We start from the raw sequence: 16385 nt of genomic DNA, 5'->3' as shown, positions 1-16385 counted from the left end.
GCGTACAACCCTTGTTCGGGCAAGTCGGAGCTCCTGCGGACCCTCGTCCTCGGCCTGATCACCACCCACTCGTCGGCGGCGCTCAATCTCGTCCTCGTCGACTTCAAGGGCGGCGCCACGTTCGCCGGCCTGGCCGACGCGCCGCACGTCGCGGCCGTGATCACCAACCTCGCCGACGACCTCGCGCTCGTCGACCGGATGCAGGACGCCCTCGCGGGCGAGATGACCCGTCGTCAGGAACTGCTGCGGGCCGCCGGGAACCTCGCCTCGGTGGCGGACTACGAGCGGGCCCGGGAGCGCGGCGCCGACCTCACGCCGTTGCCCGCCCTGTTCGTGGTGGTCGACGAGTTCTCCGAGCTGCTGCACCAGAAGCCCGACCTGGCCGACCTGTTCACCGCGATCGGCCGGCTCGGCCGCTCGCTGCAGATCCACCTGCTGCTCGCCTCGCAGCGCGTCGACGAGGGGCGGCTGCGCGGGCTCGAGTCGCACCTCTCCTACCGGATCGGGCTGCGGACGTTCTCCGCCGCGGACTCCCGCGCCGTCCTCGGGGTCCCGGACGCCGCCACGCTGCCCGCGGTGCCCGGCACGGGCTACCTGCGTTCGGACACCTCGACGATGGTGCGCTTCACCGCCGGGTACGTGTCCGGCCCGGTCCGCCGCGCGGGCGACGCCCCGCGCCCCGCCGCGACCCCGTCCCGACGCCACGCCGTGCCCCGGCCCTTCCACGGCGGCTGGGTCGACCCGCCGGACGGCTCCGTCGCCCTGCCCGCCCCGGTCGGTCCGACGCCGGACGACGCCGCGCCGAGCGTGCTCGACACCGTGGTGGACCGGCTGCGCGACGCGGGGCCCCCGGCCCACGAGGTGTGGCTGCCCCCGCTCGCCGGGCCGGTCGGGCTGACGACCCTGCTCCCGCCGTTGTCGGACACCGACCGCGGTCGGCGCGCCCCGGGCTTCCCGGCGAACGGCACCCTGCGCCTCCCGCTGGGCCTGGTCGACCGGCCCTACGAGCAGCGCCGGGAGGTGCTCTGGGCCGACCTCTCGGGGGCGGCGGGCCACGTGGGCGTGGCCGGGGGACCGCGCGCCGGGACGTCGACCCTGCTCCGCACCCTGATCTGCGCCGCGGCGCTCACCCACACCCCGGACGAGCTGGGTTTCCACGTCGTCGACCTCGGCGGCGGGACCCTGGCGGGGCTCGCCGACCTCCCGCACGTCGGCACCGTCGCCGGCCGCGGCGACACCGACCTCGTGCGTCGCGTCGTCGCCGAGGTCGCGGCCGTGGCCACCGCCCGCGAACGCTGGTTCCGCGAGCGGGGGATCGCCTCGGTCGCCGACCTGCGCGAGCGCCGGCGACGCGGGGAGGACCTGCCCGACCCGTTCGGCGACCTCGTGCTCGTCGTCGACGGCTGGCACGCGTTCCGCGCCGACCACGAGGCGCTCGAGGCCACGGTCCTCACGCTGGCGACCACCGGGCTGTCCTACGGGGTGCACGTCGCGATCGGGGTCGGGCGCTGGGCGGACCTGCGGCCCGCGTTGAAGGACCTGCTCGGCACCCGCATCGAGCTGCGGCTCGGCGACCCCGGGGAGTCCGAGGTCGACCGCCGGGTGGCCGCCACGGTCCCGACCGGCCGCCCCGGGCACGGCATCGCGCCCGACCGCAGCCACGTCCTCGTCGCGCTCCCCGAGCCCGACGTCGTCCCCGCCGTCGCCGCCGCGTGGCCCGGGACCGGCGTGGCCCCGGTCGAACTGCTGCCGGACCGGGTGGACGTCGCGGCCCTGCCCGGTCCGGACGTCGGGGAGCGGCACCTGCTGCCGATCGGGGTCGACGAGGACCGGCTCGCGCCGGTCCTGCTCGACGTGGCCGCGGACCCCCACCTGCTGGTCTACGCCGACGGCGAGTCCGGCAAGACGTCGTTCCTGCGGCTGCTCGCCCACCAGGTGGTCACCCGGTACACGCCCGCGCAGGCCCGACTCATGATCGTCGACTACCGGCGGGGACTGCTCGGGGCCGTCGAGTCCGAGCACCTCATCAGCTACACCTCGACCGCGGACGCGCTCACCGAGGCGATGACCGACCTCGTCGCCTCGCTGCGCCGCCGGCTCCCGGGGCCCGACGTCACCCCCGAGCAGCTGCGTGCCCGGTCCTGGTGGACCGGTCCCGAGGTGTTCCTCCTCGTCGACGACCACGACCTCGTCGCCACCGCGACCGGCAACCCGCTCACCGCGCTGCTCGACCTGCTGGCCCAGGCCAAGGACATCGGGCTGCACGTGGTCGTGGCCCGCCGCGTCGGCGGCGCCTCCCGGGCGATGTTCGAGCCGGTCCTCGCCCGGCTGCGCGAGCTGGCCACGCCCGGCCTGGTCGGGCACGGCAGCCGGGACGAGGGCCCGCTGGTCGGCGCGGCCCGGCCGGGCCCGCGGCCCCCCGGGCGGGCCGTGCTCGTGACCCGCCGGCACGGGGAGACGCTCGTGCAGCTCGCGTGGCGCGACCCGGACGAGCCGATCCGGCCCACCCCCGCCCGGGACGACCCGTGAGCCGCCGCGTCGCGGTCGACCTCGGCGACACCGGCGTCGTCGCCGTGGTCGACCCGGGCGGCGGGGCCGAGGCGGTCGAGCTCGCCCCGGACCTCCCGGCCGTGTTCGCCCCGGACGACGCCGCCCTCGTCACCGGCGCCGCCGCGCGGGCGCGGGCCGCGGCCGACCCCACCCGCCTCGAACCGCGACCGCGCCGCGCCGTCGACGCCGACTCCCTCCTGCTCGGCACCCGCACCGTCGGGGTCGTCGAGGCGCTCGGCGCCGTCCTCGCGGCGGCGGTCGACCGGGCGCGGCCCGCCCTGCGCGGGGAGCGCCCGGACGTCCTCGTGCTCACCCACCCCGCGGACTGGGGGGCGCGGCGGCGGGAGGTCCTGCGGCGCGCCGGGACCGGACTCGCGGCCGACCTCGCGCTGGTGGCCGAACCCGTGGCCGCGGCGGCCCACGCGCGCTGGATGCGTCCGACCGGCCGCGACGGTCCGACCGCCGTGCTCGACGTCGGCGCACGGGGGGCGACGGCCGCGGTCGTCGACGCGACCGGGCACGTGCTGGCGCACCGGGCCTCAAGCGCCTTCGGCGGGGACGACGCCGACGAACTGCTCCTGGCGCACGTCGTGGCGGGCCTGACCGCCACCACCGGGGACGTCGCCCGGGTGCACGCCGTGGTCGAGGGCGCCACCCTGCCGGACCGTCGGCACCGTCAGGTGCTCGTCGAGGACGTGCGCGACGCCCGCGAGCGGCTCTCCGAGTCCGAGCAGGCCGACGTGCCGCTGCCCGGTACGGCCGGCACGGCGTGGTGCTCGCGGGGCGAACTCGAGGACCTCCTCCGGGCACCCTGCGGCGACCTCGTCGACCTGCTCGCCGGCGTGCTCGACGAGGCCGGGGTGCCCGCCGCGCGCCTCGCCGACGTCCGGCTGGTCGGCGGCCTGGCCCGGACCCCGCTGCTCGCGACCCTCGTGCACCGCGGGCTCGGCGTGCCGCCGGTGGTCCCGGCCGATCCGCGGACCGTCGTCGCCCGCGGTGCCCTGCTCGCGACAGCCGCCGCCGGGCGGGTGCCCGTCCCCGCGCCGGCGGTCCGCCCGGTGCTGCTGCCCGAGTGGCCGGTGGCCGGTCCCGCCCGTCCGACCGCTCCGGCCGGCGGCGCGGGTTCCGCGGGAGTGCGTGCCCCGGTCCGGGCGAGCGTTCCGGCTCCCGCCGCCTCCGCGGCTCCGCTCCCGACCCCGTCGTCGGGACCCGGACCCCGCGTCGACCCCGACGGCCCGACGGTGCGGATCGCCCACGAGCTCGTCCCGGCGGGGCGGCTCCCGGCCCGGGTGGGGCCCCCGGTCGGTCCGGGCGGGCGGGACCCCCGCCGCCGGGCGGGGCTGGTGGCCGCGGCGACGGTGGCGGTGGTCGTGCTGATCCTGGCGGTGGCCGGGCTGCGGGGCGGGGAGGGGCCGACGGCGGGGGCGAGCGCGCCGACGGTGGTCTCGGTCTTCGCCCACGCCTACGAGCTCCCGGCGGGCTGGACCGTCGACGGCTCCGACGCGGAGTACCGTCGCAGCCGCATCCGGCCCGAGGGGCAGCCGACCGGCCCGAACCTCGTCGCGGTGCAGGAGAGCGCGCTCGCCTCGCCGGACCCGGCCGGGGCGCGGGCCCAGCTGCTCGCCGGGTTCGAGGCGGCGCGGTCCGCCGGGGGCGGGGTGTCGGACCTGCAGCCCGAGACGACGTTCGCCGGGCGCGAGGTGGCGACCTACCGGCAGGTCCCGGCGCCCGGGACGACGGTGGACTGGGTCGTGCTCTTCCTCGGGAGCACCCAGCTCTCGGTGGGCTGCCGCCACGACGAGGCCTCGCGGGACGCCGTGCTCGCGGCCTGCGAGCGGGTGGTGGGGACGCTGCGCAGCCCGCCCTGAGCGATCCGGCGGGGACGAGTTCTCCCGAACCGCACCCGCGCCCGCCGTCGGGATGTCACCGTCGGAGCGGCACGTCGGTGGGAGGAGCGGGGATGGCAGGACAGTTCGGGACCGAGACGCAGTTGATGCAGGGGGCGGGGCAGCACGTCCTGGAGGTGCGGGACCAGATCACCGCGCAGCTCGCGCAGCTGCGCGGGCAGCTGGTCCCCCTGGAGGCGACCTGGCGGGGCGACGCGTCGGTCGCCTTCTCGCAGCTGATGGCGCGCTGGAACGACGACGCGAACCGGATCAACGCGGCCCTCGGGGCCATCGCGGAGTCCGTCCAGGCCTCCGCGGTCGGCTACCGGGCCGCCGAGGACGAGGTCGCCGCCTCGACCTCGCGCATCGGCCGGGCCCTGGGCTAGGAGGAGACGACATGGACGAGATCCGCGTGACCTTCGGCGAGCTCTCCGCCGCCCAGCAGAACGTGACCGCCACCGCGACCCGCATCCGCGGGCAGCTCGACGACCTCGAGCGGCGGCTCGCCCCGCTCGTCGCGGGCTGGACCGGTGCCGCGGCCGAGCAGTACCGCGCCCGGCAGCGCGAGATCGACACCGCCTGGGCCGACCTCGCCCAGGTCCTCGGCCTCGTCGGGGGACGGCTCGGGCAGGCCGAGCAGACCTACCGGGCGGTGGAGCAACGCAACGCCGCCCGGTACTGACGGGGGTGGGTGACGGGCCGGTGGGGGCCGCCGCGTACTCTGAACAGTCGTTGCGCGGTGAACGCCTGCCGCGAAGGTGATGCAGTGTGCGGATTCCCCTCGGGACGACCGCCGCGAGTGTCACCACCTGACGTACCGACCCAGTATGACCGTGACGAGGTAGCTTCCGTGCGCACGTTCAGTCCGAAGCCCGGCGACATCGACCGCGCCTGGCACGTCATCGACGCCTCCGACGTCGTGCTCGGCCGGCTGGCCAGCCAGACCGCCCAGCTGCTGCGGGGCAAGCACAAGCCGACCTACGCCCCGCACGTCGACACCGGTGACTTCGTGGTGATCGTGAACGCGGAGAAGGTGGCGCTCACCGGTAACAAGCGGGACGACCGCTTCGTCTACCACCACAGTGGCTACCCGGGCGGGCTGAAGAAGCGCACCGTGGGCGAGGAGCTCGAGCGCTTCCCGGACCGTCTGGTCGAGAAGGCCATCAAGGGCATGCTGCCCAAGAACCGTCTGGGCCGGGCCATGGCGTCCAAGCTCAAGGTCTACGCGGGCCCCGAGCACCCGCACGCCGCCCAGCAGCCCGTTCCGTTCGAGATTCGACAGGTGAGCCAGTGACCACCCCCGACGACAACGTCGAGAACGAGACCGACTTCGAGGTCACGTCCGAGGCGCCGGAAGGCGGGCAGTCGCTCGCCGAGGCCGCGGACCTGGACTCCGGCGACTTCGCCGGGTCCGAGACCGACGACGAGCTGGGCGCCGAGGTCTTCGGTGACGCCCCGGCGCCGGTGTTCGCCTCGCTCGACCGCCCGATCCAGACCGTCGGCCGTCGCAAGAAGGCCGTGGTCCGCATCCGTCTGGTGCCCGGTAGCGGCAAGCTGACGATGAACGGCAAGGCGTTCGACGAGTACTTCCCGAACAAGGTGCACCAGCAGCTCATCCGTGAGCCCCTGGTCGACACCGAGCGTACCGAGCAGTTCGACATCTACGCGCGGCTGCACGGTGGCGGGACCTCCGGCCAGGCCGGTGCGCTGCGTCTGGCGATCGCCCGGGCGCTCATCATCGTCGACCCGGAGGACCGTCCCGGTCTGAAGAAGTCGGGCTTCCTGACCCGCGACGCGCGGGCCACGGAGCGCAAGAAGTACGGCCTCAAGAAGGCTCGGAAGGCCCCTCAGTACTCGAAGCGCTGATGGGTCGCCTGTTCGGGACCGACGGCGTCCGCGGCCTCGCGAACGCGGACCTCACCCCCGAGCTGGCGCTCTCCGTCGCGTCCGCCGCCGCCCGTGTGCTCGTCGAGCACGCGGGCGGTGTCGTGTCGGGTGACGGAGCGGCGCGGCCGGTGGCGGTGGTGGGCCGCGACCCGCGGGCCAGCGGCGAGATGCTCGAGGCCGCGGTGTGCGCGGGCCTCTCGGCGGCCGGTGCGGACGTCCGGCGGGTCGGCGTGCTGCCGACCCCCGCGGTCGCGCACCTGACCGCCACGCTCGGGGCCGACCTGGGCGTCATGATCTCCGCGTCGCACAACCCGATGCCCGACAACGGCATCAAGCTGTTCGCGGCCGGCGGGCACAAGCTGCCCGACGCCCTCGAGGACGAGATCGAGGCCCGTCTCGGCGGGGTCGCGCAGCCCGACCGGCGGCCCACGGGGCGCGGGATCGGCCGCGTCACCGACGTGCCCGACGCGCTCGACCGCTACCTCGACCACCTGCTGGTGGCCACCCCGCACGCCCTCGAGGGCGTGCACGTGGTCGTCGACTGCGCCCACGGCGCGGCGTCGCTGGCGGCCCCCCGCGCCTACGAGCGGGCCGGGGCCCGGGTGACGACGCTGGCGGCGGAACCGGACGGCTGGAACATCAACGAGGGCGTCGGCTCGACCCACCTCGAGGGCCTCGCGAAGGCGGTCGTGGAGCACGGCGCCGACCTCGGCATCGCCCACGACGGCGACGCCGACCGGTGCCTCGCGGTGGCCGCCGACGGGTCGGTGGTCGACGGGGACCAGATCCTCGCGGTGCTCGCCCTCGCGCTGCACGCCGACGGCGAGCTCGCGGGCGACACCCTCGTCGCCACCGTGATGAGCAACCTCGGGTTGCACCTGGCCATGCGGGAGGCGGGCATCGCGGTCCGCACGACGGCCGTGGGCGACCGCTACGTGCTCGAGGAGCTGCGCGCGGGCGCGTTCTCGCTGGGCGGGGAGCAGTCCGGGCACGTGGTGCTGCCCTCGCACGCCACCACGGGCGACGGGCTGCTCACCGCGCTGCGGCTGATGGCCCGCATGACCACCACCGGAAGCCCGCTCGCCGAGCTCGCCGGCGTGGTGCACCGTCTCCCGCAGGTGCTGCTCAACGTGCCGGTCGCCGACAAGGCGGCCGTGGGGACGTCCGCCCGGGTGGCCGACGCCGTCGCCGCCGAGGAGGCCGCGCTGGCCGGGCACGGCCGGGTCCTGCTGCGGCCGTCGGGCACCGAGCAGGTGGTGCGGGTGATGGTCGAGGCGCCCACCGAGGACACCGCCCGCGACGTCGCGGGTCGCCTCGCCGGTCTCGTCGCCGACGTCCGCGCGTAGGCCTCCCGCCGGTGGGGCCGGTGTGGGGCCGGTGTACGCGGTGGGGGACCCTGGAGCCCGTGACACGGCGTGACGGCGGGCGCGGGACCGGACCGCTGTCCGCGGTCCCGCCACCGCGACGGCTCGGTCAGCTCGGCGCCGACACATCCGACGCGCTGCTCGCCGCGGGCGACGCCGCGGTCGAGCGGATCGTCGCCGTCCTGCCCGCCCGGGTGGCGCTGACGGAGACCGCGGGCCTGCCCGCTCCGCCGGTCGACGCCGCCGGTCTCCGGGCCCGGCACACCGCGCAGCGGGGCATCCGGTTCGCCGCGATCGCCGCCGGCGCCGAGGACCTCCGCCGGGCCGCCGACCGGGTCCGCGCCCGCCACCGCGCGCTCGCCGAGGAGGCGGGCACGCTGTGGGAGCGCTGGTCGGGGCCGTCGGCCGAGGAGGTCGCGGACCGGGTGGTCGCCCTCGGGCGGGCGGCCCAGGAGATCGTCACGATGCTCGCGGAGACCGCCGAGACGGTGGAGGCCGCCGGGCTCGCGGTCGCCGACGACGTCACCGACCGGGCGGCCGCCGCCCGGGCGCTCGGCGCCGGTGACCCCGGACCACCACCGCGGCCCGGCGCTGTCCCCGCGGCCGCCCGCTCCTGGGCCGCGGCCCTCGACGCCGTGCTGCAGCGCTACCTCGTCGTCGCCGACCGCACGGACGCGACGATCGCGGACGCCTGGCGGGAGCTGGCCGACCGCCTCGGGGTGCTGCGGCGGCTGTCGGGGACGGCCGTCGAGGTGGGGGAGCCCGCGGACACCGGTGGCCTGCCGCCCGACCTGCTGGCGCTCCCGGAGATCCTCGCCGCGCTGGGCGGGCTCGGGATGGGCGAGGAGCCGGACGACGGGGCTCAGACGGTCGACGACTCCCGGTAGACCCGCACCTCGGTGCCCTTGACCGCGCCGTCGACGAGGTCGGCGTACGCCTTCTCGCCGTTCAGGTGGTGCAGCAGGAACCCGGTGAGCAGGGCCTTGACCGTCGTGCCGACGCCCAGGTCGGCCTTGCCGTCGAGCACCAGGTCGCTCCAGTGCCTGCCCTCGACGATCGCCATGTGGCTGGCCTTCTTCACGGTGCGCAGCACCGACGGGCCGGCCCAGGCCGCGGCGACCGGTTCCGCGCCGGCTGACGGCGGGGACACCAGGTCCTTGCCGAACGCGATGTGCAGGCCGGGGCGGTGCACCGCGCGCGCGGCGTCCTGCGCGGGCGGGCGGGACTCCGACAGGGCGATCGTGGCGACGGCCTCGACCTGCCCCCGCGCCTCGGCGATCTCCGAGCCGCTCTCCCAGTACGGCTCGCCCACGGCCTGGACCCGCGTCGCGGGCGGCGGCGTCGCGGCGGCCAGGACGGCGGCGGCCGCCCCCATGCCGTGGCCGGCGAGACCGAGCTTGCGGGGGTCGACGCTCACCGCCGCACCGCGGGCGGTGCCGCCGAGGCGCACGGTGGACACGACGTCGAGCGCGGTGCGCAGGTCCCCGGCGAGCTTGCGGTGCGAGGCGAACGGGCTGCGCTCGGTGTCCGGCGCGGCCACGACGATCCCCCACGACGCCAGGTGACGCAGGAGCCCGAGGTAGCGCGGGGCCGGGTTCAGCCAGTCGTGCCCGAAGGCGACGGCGGGGAGCAGCTCACCCGACGCGGGGGTGAAGAGCACCCCGGGCAGGCCCACCAGCGCGAGGTCCCCGCGCAGCACCTGGTGCGGGCCCGGGCGCCCGAGCTCGGCGACGATCTGCTTCGCACTGGCCATGGCGCGGCACGGTAGTGCATCCCCACCCGCACTGGCCTGCTGGAACACGGCCGTGACGGCTGCGTCACCCCGGCCGCCGGTCAAGGTCCACTTCCGTCCACCTACGCTCGGAGCCCGTGTGCGGCATCGTGGGGTACGTGGGCTGGCGCCCGGCACGCGACGTCCTGCTGGGCGGACTGCGGCGGCTGGAGTACCGGGGGTACGACTCGGCGGGCGTCGCGACGGTGACGCCCGACTCGACGACGGTGGAGGTCCACCGCGCGGCGGGCGCGCTGGACAACCTGGTGCGGGTCACCGACGCCCACCCCGAGGACGCGGAGCACCCGGCGCGGACCGGCATGGGCCACACCCGTTGGGCCACGCACGGCGCGCCGACCGACCGGAACGCCCACCCGCACCGGGACGCGACCGGCCGGGTGGCCGTCGTCCACAACGGCATCATCGAGAACTTCGTCGCGCTGCGCGCCGAGCTCGAGGACGCCGGGGTGGAACTCGCCAGCGACACCGACTCCGAGGTCGCGGCGCACCTCGTCGCCCGGGCCTTCGACGAGGAGCCCGACGCCGGGCTCACCGCCGCCGTCCGGCGCGTGGTCAACCGGCTCGAGGGTGCGTTCACCCTCGTGCTCACCCACGCCGGGCGGCCCGACGAGATCGTGGCGGCCCGCCGGTCGTCGCCGCTGGTGGTCGGCATCGGGGACGGCGAGACGTTCGTGGCCTCCGACGTCTCGGCGTTCATCGACCACACCCGCGACGCCGTCGAGCTGGGCCAGGACCAGATCGTCACGCTGACGCGCGAGGGCGCGGTCGTCACCGACTTCCACGGCGACCTCGCCGCGACCCGCCCGTTCCACGTGGACTGGGACATCGCGGCCGCCGAGAAGGGCGGCCACGACTTCTTCATGTCGAAGGAGATCGAGGAGCAGCCGGCGGCCCTCGCGGACACGCTGCGCGGCCACCTCGTCGACGGCCGGATCGTGCTCGACGAGCAGCGCCTCTCCGACCAGGAGCTGCGCGACATCGACAAGGTGTTCGTCGTCGCCTGCGGCACCGCCTACCACGCCGGCCTGCTGGCGAAGTACGCGATCGAGCACTGGTGCCGCATCCCGGTGGAGGTCGAGGTCGCGAGCGAGTTCCGCTACCGCGACCCGGTGCTCGACCGGTCCACGCTCGTCGTCGCGATCTCGCAGTCCGGCGAGACCGCCGACACCCTCGAGGCCGTCCGGCACGCCCGCGAGCAGAAGGCCCGCGTGCTGGCCATCTGCAACACCAACGGCGCGCAGATCCCGCGCGAATCCGATGCCGTGCTCTACACGCACGCCGGGCCGGAGGTCGGGGTCGCGGCCACGAAGACCTTCACGTCGCAGGTCGTCGCCTGCTACCTCGTGGGTCTCGCGCTCGCGCAGAACCGTGGCACGAAGTACGCCGACGAGGTGGAGCGCGAGTACCACCAGCTCGTCGCCTCGGCGGACGCGGTGAAGAAGGTGCTGGCCTCCGCGGTCGAGCCGACCCGGGCGCTGGCCCGCGAGCTCGCCGACTCGAAGGCGGTCCTCTTCCTCGGTCGCCACGTCGGCTACCCGGTGGCCCTCGAAGGGGCGCTGAAGCTCAAGGAACTCGCCTACATGCACGCCGAGGGCTTCGCGGCGGGCGAGCTCAAGCACGGGCCGATCGCGCTGATCGAGCAGGACCTCCCCGTCGTCGTGGTGATGCCCTCGCCGCGGGGGCGGGCGACGCTGCACGCGAAGCTGCTGTCGAACATCCGGGAGATCCAGGCCCGCGGGGCGCGCACGATCGTCATCGCCGAGCGCGGCGACGAGACGGTGCGGCCGTTCGCGAGCACGCTGATCGAGGTGCCGGTGGTGCCGACCCTGATCCAGCCGCTCGTCGCCACCGTGCCGCTGCAGGTGTTCTCCGCCGAGGTCGCCCGCGCCCGCGGGTACGACGTCGACAAACCGCGCAATCTCGCGAAGTCCGTGACCGTCGAATAGGTGCGCTGCGCGCAGGTGAGCAGAAAGTGGGGCTACAGCCCCCTCAGTGCTCACCTGCCGACGAAGGAGGCACATCGTGTACGGCGTCTGGACGCCCGAGCAGGTGCAGGCCGCGGAGGAACCCGTCCTGGCGCGTACGGCCGAGGGGGCGCTCATGCGCCGCGCGGCCCACGGCGCGGCCCAGGTCGCGCTGCGCCTGCTGAGCGAGCGGACGGGCGGGGTCGTCGGACGCCGGGTCGTCGTCCTCGTCGGCGCGGGCAACAACGGGGGCGACGGGCTCTGGGCCGGGGCCGACCTCTGCCGCCGGGGCGTCGCCGTCACCGCGGTGCTGCTGGCCCCCGACCGGGCCCACCCGGCCGGCCTCGAGGCCCTGCGCTCGTTCCGCGCGCGGGTGCTGACCGAGGTCGAGCCCGCCGTCGTCGCGATCGGCCGGGCCGACCTGGTCCTCGACGCGATCGTCGGCATCTCGGCCCGGGGCGGGCTGCGCGACCCCGCGCCCGTCCTCGTCGACGCGGCCGACACCGCGGGGGTCCCGGTCCTCGCGATCGACACCCCGTCCGGCGTCGACCCGCGGACCGGGGTCGTGCCCGATCGGGCGGTCGGCGCCACGGCGACGGTCACCTTCGGGGCCCGCAAGCCGGTGCACGTGCTGAACCGGGACCGGTGCGGCCCGGTGACGCTCATCGACGTCGGGCTGGGACCGGAGCTCGGGGAGCCGCACGCCCGGGTGCTGGAGGCCGCCGACGTCGGGGCGCGCTGGCCCGTGCCCGGTCCGACCGACGACAAGTACACCCAGGGCGTCGTCGGGATCGCCGCCGGCAGCGCCACCTACCCGGGCGCGGCCGTGCTCGCGAGCGGCGCCGCCGCCCTGGCCACCAGCGGGATGGTCCGCTACGCCGGGTCCGCCGCCGACGAGGTCCGGGCCGCCTGGCCCGAGGTCGTCGCCACCGACCACGTCGAGGACGCCGGGCGCGTCCAGGCCTGGGCCGTCGGGCCGGGGCTGGGCACCGACGACGCCGGCGCCGCGACGTTGCGCCACGTGCTCGACGCCGGCCTCCCGGTGCTCGCCGATGCCGATGCGATCACCCTGCTCGGCGCCGACGCCGACCTGCGGGCCCGTGCCGCCGCGACGACGACGCTGGTGACGCCGCACGCCGGGGAGTTCGCCCGCCTCGTCGCCTCGTTCGACGACCCGCCCGACCCCGCCGTCGACCGGATCGGCGCCGCCCGCCGGGCCGCGGCCGAACTCGGCGTGACGGTCCTGCTCAAGGGCAACGCCACGGTCGTCGCGGCGCCGGACGGCCGGGTGCTGGTGCACCCGGCGGGCTCCTCCTGGCTCGCGACGGCGGGCTCGGGCGACGTCCTCTCGGGCGTCGCGGGGGCGCTGCTGGCCGCAGGCCTCGACCCCCTGGACGCCGGCGGCTGCGCCGCGTTCGTCCACGCCCGCGCCGCGGAGCTGGGCTCGCGGGGAGCCCCCGTCCCCGCCTCCCACGTCCAGGCCGCGCTGCCCGAGGCCATCCGCTCGGTCCGGGAGGCGGTGTGAGCCCCCGCGCGGAGGTCCGGATCGACCTGGACGCCGTCCGCCACAACGTCCGCCACCTGGTCGGGCTCGCCGCCGGCGCCGGGACGATGGCGGTGGTCAAGGCCGACGGGTACGGCCACGGGGCCGTCGACGTGGCACGCACCGCGCTCGACGCCGGCGCCCGCTGGCTCGGGGTGTGCACCCTCGAGGAGGCCGCGCAGCTGCGCGCGGCGGGGATCACCGCCCCGGTCCTGTCATGGCTGCACGTGCCCGACGAGGACTTCGCCCCCGCCGTCGCGACCGACGTCGACCTCGGTGTCGCCTCCCGCCGCGACCTCGCCGCCGTCGCGGCGGGCGCCCGGGCCGCGGGACGGCCCGCCCGCATCCACCTCAAGATCGACACGGGGCTCTCGCGCAACGGCTGCCCGCCGCACGGGTGGGGCGATCTCCTCGAGGCCGTCGCCGATCACACGGCCGCGGGCGAGGTCGAACCGGTCGCGGTGTGGACCCACCTCGCGCACGCCGACGCCCCGGCCCACCCGACCATCGAAGTCCAGGCCGGCCGGTTCGACGACGCCCACGCCGCCGCGCGGACCCGGCTCGGGCGGACGCTGCTCGCGCACGTCGCGAACTCCGCCGCCACGCTCACCCGGCCCGACCTGCACCGCGACCTCGTCCGGCCCGGGATCGCGGTCTACGGGCTCGACCCGATCGCCGGGGCGGGGGAGCCGACCGCCCTGCGCCCGGCCATGTCGCTGCGCAGCCGGGTCGCGCTGCTCAAGACCGTCGCCGCCGGCGAGGGCGTCTCCTACGGCCACATCTGGACCACGCCCACCGACCGGGTCCTCGCCCTCGTGCCGGTCGGGTACGCCGACGGCGTGCCCCGGCTGCTCGGGTCCACGGGGAGGCTGACGGTCGGGATCGGCGGGGTCCGCCGCCCCGTCGTCGGACGGGTGTGCATGGACCAGGTGATGGTCGACCTCGGCCCGAGCGGGACCGACCACGGCGTCGCCGAGGGTGACGAGGTGCTGCTCTTCGGCGCGGGGGACGACGGCGGGCCGAGCGCGGCCGAGTGGGCGGAGCTGCTCGGCACCATCCACTACGAGATCGTCACCGGGGTCGGGAGCCGGCCCCGGCCGGTCCGGACCGTGGTGGGCTGACCGACTTCACGGGTTATTCGGGTGCGGACGTGGTAGAAGGCCAGTCATGACGACGGCGGCGGCGGCGCGGTCCGCGGGCGACGACCGATGAGCGACGACCGGCGGCACACCGGCGGGATCATCGGGGCGATCGCGGGCACGGTGCTGGGTGGCGCGGCCGCGGTCGGCGCCGTCGGCGCGGGTCGTGCCCGCTCCCGGGTGGTGAAGGCCCGCGCCGAGCTCGAGGAGCACGAGTCCGCCCACCCCTCCCAGCTCGGCCTGCTGCCCCGCGGGCGGGAGTCCTCGGTCGCCGCCGACGACGGGGTCCGGCTCGCCGTCGAGGAGGTCGACCCGGTCACGCCGGGGGCGAAGCCCGAACTGACGGTCGTCCTCGTCCACGGGTTCGCGCTGGACCGGCGCTGCTGGCACTTCCAGCGTCGGATGCTCGCGGGCCTCACCGACCCCGCCGTCCGCGTCGTCCTCTACGACCAGCGCCGGCACGGCCGATCCGGACAGTGCTCGGCACGGGCCTGCACCATCGCCCAGCTCGGCGCGGACCTCGACGCCGTGATCCGCACCGTGGCCCCGGAGGGCGACCTCGTGCTGGTCGGCCACTCCATGGGCGGCATGACGATCATGGCGCTGGCCGAGCGGCACCCCGCGCTCTTCCGCGACCGCGTGCTCGGCGTCGCGCTCGTGTCGACCTCGGCGGGCGACGTCGGCACCGTCGGCCTGCAGCGCGCGGTGCTCTCGCACCGCAACCCGACCGTCAACGTCCTCGGCCGGCTCGCCCACTGGCGCCCGGCCACCGTCGACCGGATCCGCCGACTCGGTGGCAACGCGATGTGGGCCGCGGTCGCGCGCTTCTCGTTCGGGGACCAGGACGTCGACCCGGCGCTGATCGACCTCGTCGACTCGACGATCGCCTCGACCGCCCTCGACGTCCTCACCTCGTTCGCGAACACGCTCTCCACCCACGACCGCAAGGCGGCGCTGCGGGGCCTCTCGCAGTGCGAGGTGCTCGTCGCCGGCGGCACCCGCGACGTCATGATCCCGTACTCGCACTCCGAGGTGATCGCCGCCGAGCTGCCGCGGGCCGAGCTGCTCCCGCTCGAGGGCGCGGGCCACATGGCGATGCTCGAGCAGCCCGGGGAGTTCGACGCGGCCCTGCTCGAACTGCTGCGCCGCTGCACCCACCGCAGCCAGGTGCTCCGCCGCCTCCGGCCGCAGGAGGCCGGATCGTCGTCCCGCCGGTCGCGGCTGCGCCGACCCCGACGACGGGCGTGACCGGACCGGGGGACGCCGCCTCCCGCCGCGACGGCGACGACGCTCCGCCGCCACGGGGAGGGGCGCCGGAGGTGCCCGTCGTCCTCGGGCCGCTGACCCCGGCGGACGCCGCGGAGTGCGCCCGGCTGGAGGCGCTGCTCTTCCCCGGCGACGACCCGTGGAGCGCCGACGCGTTCCGCTCGGAGCTGCACGCGGGCCACCCGTACGTGGCCGCCCGGGCGGGTGGCCGGCTGGTGGGCTACGCCGGGATCGCGCTGCTGCCCGCCCCCGCCTTCGGACGGGACCCGGCGGAGGCCGAGGTGCACACGATCGGGGTGGACCCGATGGTGCAGGGGCACGGAGTGGGCCGCCGGTTGCTCCGCGCGCTGCTCGACCGCGCCGACGCGATCGAGGCGGTCACCTTCCTCGAGGTGCGCACCGACAACGTGCCCGCGCTGGCGCTCTACCGCTCCGAGGGCTTCGAGGTGGTGGGCACCCGACGGCGCTACTACGCGAGCGGGGCGGACGCGCACACCATGCGTCGACCGGCCGTCCCGACCGCCGCCACACGCCCGCACGACCCTCGTTGATGGATTGGCACTCGCGGCGGTAGAGTGCCAAAACGAACGGCACCGGAGCCGGCTCGGCACCCGCGACGACGGGTCGGCCTCCCGGGCGCCGTCACCCACCCATCCAGAACAGCTGGACCCCAGATCGTGGAGGTCATCCCGTGGCGAGCGTGAACATCAAGCCGCTCGAGGACAAGCTCGTGGTGCAGGCTTCCGAGGCCGAGACCACGACCGCGTCCGGCATCGTCATCCCTGACACCGCCAAGGAGAAGCCGCAGGAGGGCAAGGTCCTCGCGGTGGGCCCGGGGCGGGTCGACGACAACGGCAACCGCATCCCGCTCGACGTCGCGGTCGGCGACGTCGTCATCTTCTCGAAGTACGGCGGCACCGAGGTCAAGTACAACGGCGAGGACTACCTGATCCTGTCGTCGCGCGACGTCCTGGCGGTCGTCAACTAAGCACCG

General features: G+C 76.2%; 14 protein-coding genes and 1 pseudogene. 14 read left to right on the top strand and 1 reads right to left on the bottom strand.

Annotated elements, in window-relative coordinates; genetic code table 11:
* Window positions 1-15: 15 nt before the first annotated feature.
* The 8 genes and pseudogenes from eccCb to BJ983_RS18870 form a co-directional block, all read left to right on the top strand.
* Window positions 16-2529 (top strand): annotated as a pseudogene (eccCb, locus tag BJ983_RS18905) (type VII secretion protein EccCb); the annotation flags it as partial.
* Window positions 2526-4418 (top strand): type VII secretion-associated protein, encoded by a 1893-nt coding sequence (locus tag BJ983_RS18900; RefSeq protein WP_179795238.1) that lies wholly within the window; start codon window positions 2526-2528, stop codon window positions 4416-4418. The pseudogene eccCb and the gene BJ983_RS18900, both read left to right, overlap by 4 nt.
* A 92-nt stretch (window positions 4419-4510) precedes the next feature.
* Window positions 4511-4822: a WXG100 family type VII secretion target gene (locus BJ983_RS18895; RefSeq protein ID WP_179795237.1), complete on the top strand. Its 312-nt coding sequence runs from the start codon at window positions 4511-4513 to the stop codon at window positions 4820-4822.
* Between the two features lie 11 nt (window positions 4823-4833).
* A complete protein-coding gene (locus tag BJ983_RS18890; RefSeq protein WP_179795236.1) occupies window positions 4834-5118 on the top strand; it encodes a WXG100 family type VII secretion target in 285 nt (94 codons plus the stop codon).
* Between the two features lie 168 nt (window positions 5119-5286).
* Entirely contained in the window at window positions 5287-5730 is a 444-nt protein-coding gene (gene rplM, locus BJ983_RS18885; RefSeq protein WP_179795235.1) for a 50S ribosomal protein L13, read from the top strand.
* The gene (gene rpsI, locus BJ983_RS18880) at window positions 5727-6302 is read left to right on the top strand and encodes a 30S ribosomal protein S9 (protein WP_343054253.1); all 576 of its coding nucleotides are present in this window, start codon (window positions 5727-5729) and stop codon (window positions 6300-6302) included. Before rplM ends, rpsI begins: the two co-directional genes overlap by 4 nt.
* On the top strand, window positions 6302-7669 hold the full coding sequence (gene glmM, locus BJ983_RS18875) for a phosphoglucosamine mutase (RefSeq protein ID WP_179795234.1): 1368 nt from the start codon (window positions 6302-6304) through the stop codon (window positions 7667-7669). Before rpsI ends, glmM begins: the two co-directional genes overlap by 1 nt.
* Before the next feature lie 59 nt (window positions 7670-7728).
* A complete protein-coding gene (locus BJ983_RS18870) occupies window positions 7729-8574 on the top strand; it encodes a WXG100 family type VII secretion target (RefSeq protein ID WP_179795233.1) in 846 nt (281 codons plus the stop codon).
* On the opposite strand, the gene BJ983_RS18865 is transcribed toward BJ983_RS18870, so the two are convergent.
* Window positions 8550-9440, bottom strand: coding sequence for a dienelactone hydrolase family protein (locus BJ983_RS18865; protein WP_179795232.1), 891 nt, complete (start codon window positions 9438-9440; stop codon window positions 8550-8552). The two genes, BJ983_RS18870 and BJ983_RS18865, sit on opposite strands and share 25 nt — an antisense overlap.
* Window positions 9441-9556: 116 nt before the next feature.
* Between BJ983_RS18865 and glmS the strand changes: the two genes are divergently transcribed.
* From glmS to groES, 6 genes are all read left to right on the top strand, one after another.
* Window positions 9557-11425 (top strand): glutamine--fructose-6-phosphate transaminase (isomerizing), encoded by a 1869-nt coding sequence (gene glmS / locus BJ983_RS18860; RefSeq protein WP_179795231.1) that lies wholly within the window; start codon window positions 9557-9559, stop codon window positions 11423-11425.
* Window positions 11426-11501: 76 nt separating this feature from the next.
* Window positions 11502-12968 carry an NAD(P)H-hydrate dehydratase gene (locus BJ983_RS18855; protein WP_179795230.1) on the top strand — a complete coding sequence of 489 codons (1467 nt, stop codon included), beginning with the start codon at window positions 11502-11504 and terminating at the stop codon, window positions 12966-12968.
* Entirely contained in the window at window positions 12965-14107 is a 1143-nt protein-coding gene (gene alr, locus BJ983_RS18850; RefSeq protein ID WP_179795229.1) for an alanine racemase, read from the top strand. Before BJ983_RS18855 ends, alr begins: the two co-directional genes overlap by 4 nt.
* Before the next feature lie 87 nt (window positions 14108-14194).
* Window positions 14195-15373 carry an alpha/beta fold hydrolase gene (locus BJ983_RS18845; protein WP_179795228.1) on the top strand — a complete coding sequence of 393 codons (1179 nt, stop codon included), beginning with the start codon at window positions 14195-14197 and terminating at the stop codon, window positions 15371-15373.
* Between the two features lie 71 nt (window positions 15374-15444).
* Entirely contained in the window at window positions 15445-15942 is a 498-nt protein-coding gene (gene rimI / locus BJ983_RS18840) for a ribosomal protein S18-alanine N-acetyltransferase (RefSeq protein ID WP_179797991.1), read from the top strand.
* Between the two features lie 140 nt (window positions 15943-16082).
* Complete coding sequence (gene groES / locus BJ983_RS18835; RefSeq protein ID WP_018330959.1) at window positions 16083-16379, top strand: co-chaperone GroES; 297 nt, start codon at window positions 16083-16085, stop codon at window positions 16377-16379.
* Window positions 16380-16385: the final 6 nt, after the last annotated feature.

Source organism: Actinomycetospora corticicola (assembly GCF_013409505.1).
Classification (GTDB): domain Bacteria; phylum Actinomycetota; class Actinomycetes; order Mycobacteriales; family Pseudonocardiaceae; genus Actinomycetospora; species Actinomycetospora corticicola.
This window is presented reverse-complemented; position numbering and strand designations above follow the sequence as displayed.

Coding starts and splice junctions, on each gene's coding strand:
- BJ983_RS18895 (WP_179795237.1), top strand. CDS start 4,511: ATGGCAGGACAGTTCGGGACCGAGACGCAGTTGATGCAGGGGGCGGGG.
- BJ983_RS18890 (WP_179795236.1), top strand. CDS start 4,834: ATGGACGAGATCCGCGTGACCTTCGGCGAGCTCTCCGCCGCCCAGCAG.
- glmM (WP_179795234.1), top strand. CDS start 6,302: ATGGGTCGCCTGTTCGGGACCGACGGCGTCCGCGGCCTCGCGAACGCG.
- BJ983_RS18865 (WP_179795232.1), bottom strand. CDS start 9,440: ATGGCCAGTGCGAAGCAGATCGTCGCCGAGCTCGGGCGCCCGGGCCCG.
- BJ983_RS18845 (WP_179795228.1), top strand. CDS start 14,195: ATGAGCGACGACCGGCGGCACACCGGCGGGATCATCGGGGCGATCGCG.